Origin of the sequence: Gordonibacter sp. An230, from assembly GCF_002159915.1 — a bacterium.
Lineage (GTDB): Bacteria > Actinomycetota > Coriobacteriia > Coriobacteriales > Eggerthellaceae > Rubneribacter.
In genome coordinates, this window is sequence record NZ_NFJP01000056.1 from 1 (window position 1) to 4240 (window position 4240).

Here is a 4240-nt window from a genome sequence, read left to right on the forward strand (position 1 = left end):
AGATGTGTATAAGACCCAGGGGCCGGGGGGTCCGGGGTTTTCAGAAGATTGCTCGTCAAACTCCAAAGGCAAAAATCGCTCTTCTCAACATCAACGGCCGCATACCATCCCGACCAACACCCGCCGCGCGACTCCCGAGCGGCAGCACAGCGCCGCCGCTCGGGACGCCCGTTCCGCGAACCATCCGCGCAGAGACAGCGCACCTCGACTCACAGCGCCCCTCGCAAGGCTCACGCACAGCGAGGCGCATCGCGGCCCGCACGCACGGCGGAACTCGGCAGCCGCATCACCCCACGACGACAACCAAACCGTCCGCGGCCCGCACGCACTCTGCAGCGTCTTCCGCGGCCCGCACGCACTCTGCAGCGTCTTCCGCGGCCCGCACGCACTCTGCAGCGCCCTCCGGCGGCCCACACGTTACCGGCGGCACACGCACAGCCAAGCGGAACCGGTGGAGGCCGCATGCTCGCAGCCAACGCAAGGCTCCTCGCACGAACGGTGCGAACGCGGTGCACCCGTCTCGGCTACGACCGCGTCATCTGCAAGGCCCATCGCGCGAAGCATGAGCATGGCGAGCTGACGCATGCCGCGCGCCGTGGGATGCGTGCCGTCCACGGCCTCGTAGTCGAACCCGAGCGCCGCAATGTCGACCACCGAGCATCCCGCGCGCGCAGCGGCAGCCCGGATGGCATCGTTGTAGCGATCAATGGGCACGCCTCGCAAATTGTAGGCGAACGTGGAACGGTCGCAGCCGACCACACGTCCAGGACAGAGCGTGCAGCATCGCACCGCCGCCTGCGGATACGCCCCGAGAATGCGCATGAGCATACGCTCGTAAGCCGCCTCGAAAAGTTTGGCCGCGCTCGCGTCGGCCAAGCCGGGCGCCTGCGGCTCGACATTTGCCAGATCAAGGCATGAGGGAACGGCGTTTCCGCGCCCCGCCGCCTGGGCTGCCGCACCGCCCCACCCGTAGTCGTTGATGCCCATGAACACGAGCACCACATCGGGTGCGACGCCGTCGCGCGCAAGGGCAGCTACACGCTCGACGCTCTCCCCCGCCGGAAATCCCGCGCCTTCAACCAGGCTGCCGGAGTACGCGCCCACACTCCATGGCACGCCGCCCATGCCGGAAATCACCTGTGCCCACCAGGTGTCCGACGGCAGCTCGACGCCCGTCGCATGCCTCCGTTCCCCCTCGTAGTACACGCGGAATCCCTCGGGAACGCACCCTTCGAACGTGCTGACGGAATCGCCGAGTATCGACACGCGCCTCATCGTCGCACCCCTCCGAGCTCGCGCACCCTCATGCACTGACGCCGAAGCGCGCCGCGCACCAGAGGGAAGCCATGATCAAAGACACAAACAGAATCAACCCGCCAAGGGCGCGATTCCTCAGCACGGCATCGCCCGCGCTGCGCCTGCTCCCGACAGTTCTGTCGCGATCGTTCGCATCGCCATCGCCCACCGCGCCAACCCTTTTGAAGAGCAGGCACGCCGCTGTAGCCCACAGGAGCAGCATGACAAGCACGAACAGGGCATCGGAAATCCATCGGCCCCCGTCGTTTGCCATCCGAGCCGTCCCATCCTCACCGAAAGCGCTCGTAATCGTAGCCGCACCCGCAGCCGCTGCGCCACTTGCGCCCGCAGCCGCGCCTGCGCCTGAAACCACGTTGAAGCCAACCACTACGCCCTGCGCAACCGCCATCACAAGCAGCACGGCAACCAACAGTGGAAAAGGGGTTCGATTAAGCCCGCCACAATCATCGAGCACAAGCCAATTGTTGTTGTTTGTCGCACGCAGGCGCTCATAAAGCACCGAAAGCCCGACACATACCAAACCCGCCGCTGTCGATACGCCCGCCGACACGAATAAAAACTCCTTGCCATCCCATTGGTCTGGGCCGTTCACTCCAAAGTGCACAGCAACCTCGTCGGGCAAAATCGGTTGCGCAGCTGCCGTCAGCACAAGCGGTAGCACCGCGAGCACCACGAGCACCGTTTTCCTTTTGCGGCTCATAGCGACACCTCCAGCCGGTCGAACGCCGCATCGGCGAGCGTGCCGCCCGACACCTGGCACACGGCACCGGCCACGCTGTTCGCCAACGCAAGCGCGTCCTCCCATGTTCGCCCAGCGTTGCGCGCCGCCACGAGCGCGCCGAGATGCGCATCGCCCGCGCCGATAGTGTCCACAACATCTACGGGAACGGTCGGCACGAACAGGTGCCGACCGCGTGCAGCGGGTTCGTCGTTGCCAGCAGGCGAGGCACCGTCATAAGAAGAGACGCCGCCGACAATTGCAAGGCCATCGGCAGCCACGGGCAAAGAGGGGCGCTGAGCAGGAGCTAGCGGCTCGGAGAATCCACTTGGTGAGGATAACGCGCCTCCGCCGCCGTCGAAGGGGGTATCGCCGCGCCGGACGCCCGCATCTTCCCCGTCGCCCGAAATGCCGCTTTCGAACAGGTGCGCGCCCTTTGCGCCCTCGGTCACCACCACCGCGCTCCCGCATTCCTCGGCCAACGCGAAGCCCGCTTCTTCAAGAGACGAGAGGCCTGTGCACGCGCGCACCTCCGCATCGTTGAGATGCCACACCGGACGCAGCGCATTGATGCGCGCAACAAGCCGAGGATCCACCTGCGTCACACGCGGCCCGGGAGCGTAGTACAAGCGTATCCGAGGATGCGCTTCGAAAAAGGCCACAATGGCGTCGCCGCCCGCACCCTCCACCTCGTAGCCGCTGGCGAAACCGCACGAGAAATCATCCGCATCGAGCGCATCGAACCAGCTTGCTGCAAAATGCCGGTCGATGCCCGGCACGGTAAGCATGGTGCGCTCCCCTCCTGGTTCCACGAAACAGACGCATCCGCTGTTATCGTATACGACTCCGTCGTCGCCGCGGCCTTCGGGCACGCGCAGGGCCTCCATGCCGCGCGCCGCCAGCTCACGCTCGACGAATCCGGCGAACACGCCCTGTCCCAGCGGCGCGAACAGCGTGTACGGCGCGCCAAGCTGACGAAGCACGTTCGCAGCATTGAGCGCGCAGCCTCCGACCGTGGCCTGAACCCCTTCCGCCACGATGCCCTCGCCCGAAGTCGGCAGCCGAGGCACCCGACATACCAGGTCCGCTATCACGGCGCCCACAGCCAGGATCGCACGTCCCGCTGCCTCCATTCGCATCGACCTCGCTTCCCGCCTTCGCACTCGCCTTCGTCGCCAGCGCGCACACGCCCGCTCCATGATACGACAAAGGACGGCAAGAGGACGGTGCGATGCCGCACAAAAAGCCTACTTAAGGGGGCGAGCAGGACGGCAAGCTGAATCCCTTCGTCAGGGCTCGCCGAGCCCAGCTTGCGGCGGACCGGCCCCTCAGCCGCCAAACGAAGGTCGACGCGAGTCGGCGCTTGCCCGGTCCCAGATCGAGCCCCTTGCAGCTTTTCGAGACAAAGGTCGACCCATCGGGAACGAGACCCTCCCAAATACCGAAAGGGTTTGCGCGGCCGGCTCGCATGGCCCCTGCCGATCTTGGTCTGACGGCGGAAGGAGCCTCGAAGCGCAGAATCCGCCAGATTGCTACCGGAAGCCGTCCGAAATCGGGCGAAAACCGAACACGCTCGGCGCATCGCAGGCAGAAGATACGTAGTGTGCGACCTTTTGTGGCCTCATGCCATGCTCGATGTAGGATACGACGGCAAAGAGCATGCGGAAGAAGCGCGTATCGCAAAAGACGCCATGCGAAGAAACGCCTTGACATCGATGGGATTCACCGTGATAACGGTGACGAAATGGCAGTTGAACGATGGGGGCGCGCTCAATGTGATCGCGCGCGCAGTCGCTAGTCGCCTCGGCAAGCAGCTTCGCTACCGCGATCCGCAGTTCACGCAGGCGAACCATGCGTTGCACCAAACGCTGCTGAAAGGTGCATGACTCATCGGAGATCGGTACGACAAGGCATTTAGCACCGTGATAACGCTGCGGTATGTCTGACCCGCCCCACAACGGCAACGGGCAACCACCCGACTACGCTCTGAAAATCGGGATCGCACGATGCAACGCTGCTTTGCGGTGAGAAAATTTGCGTTTGGTGAAAGGTTTTGTCGAATCGAGGTAGCTCGAGCAAAAGCGACCTGGGGAAACGTCAAGCAAACGGTTTCATGAGCGACCGAATCGGGGGTGCGGACGTTTTTCCGGACGGCCTAGGCGGCCAGCCCCAGCCGCCTCCTGCGGCCGGCTATCGTATCGTACA

Annotated in this window: 4 protein-coding genes; 1 reads left to right on the plus strand and 3 read right to left on the minus strand. The window is 64.6% G+C overall.

Annotation, left to right across the window (positions count from 1 at the left end):
• Nucleotides 1–417: 417 nt before the first annotated feature.
• From B5F40_RS15535 to B5F40_RS16775, 3 genes are read right to left on the minus strand one after another with little or no spacing between them, the layout of a single operon-like run.
• Nucleotides 418–1275, minus strand: a complete 858-nt coding sequence (locus B5F40_RS15535; protein WP_087195181.1) for an SGNH/GDSL hydrolase family protein — start codon at nt 1273–1275, stop codon at nt 418–420.
• Between the two features lie 28 nt (nt 1276–1303).
• Entirely contained in the window at nt 1304–2017 is a 714-nt protein-coding gene (locus B5F40_RS15540) for a DUF1648 domain-containing protein (protein WP_162611014.1), read from the minus strand.
• Entirely contained in the window at nt 2014–3168 is a 1155-nt protein-coding gene (locus B5F40_RS16775; protein WP_087195183.1) for a PfkB family carbohydrate kinase, read from the minus strand. The genes B5F40_RS15540 and B5F40_RS16775 overlap by 4 nt, the downstream gene beginning before the upstream one ends.
• 396 nt (nt 3169–3564) lie before the next feature.
• Here B5F40_RS16775 and B5F40_RS16865 point away from each other — a divergent pair, with 396 nt between their 5' ends.
• The gene (locus B5F40_RS16865; RefSeq protein WP_087195184.1) at nt 3565–3921 is read left to right on the plus strand and encodes a DUF559 domain-containing protein; all 357 of its coding nucleotides are present in this window, start codon (nt 3565–3567) and stop codon (nt 3919–3921) included.
• Nucleotides 3922–4240 lie beyond the last annotated feature (319 nt).

Coding starts and splice junctions, on each gene's coding strand:
- B5F40_RS15540 (WP_162611014.1), bottom strand. CDS start 2,017: ATGAGCCGCAAAAGGAAAACGGTGCTCGTGGTGCTCGCGGTGCTACCG.
- B5F40_RS16775 (WP_087195183.1), bottom strand. CDS start 3,168: ATGGAGGCAGCGGGACGTGCGATCCTGGCTGTGGGCGCCGTGATAGCG.
- B5F40_RS15535 (WP_087195181.1), bottom strand. CDS start 1,275: ATGAGGCGCGTGTCGATACTCGGCGATTCCGTCAGCACGTTCGAAGGG.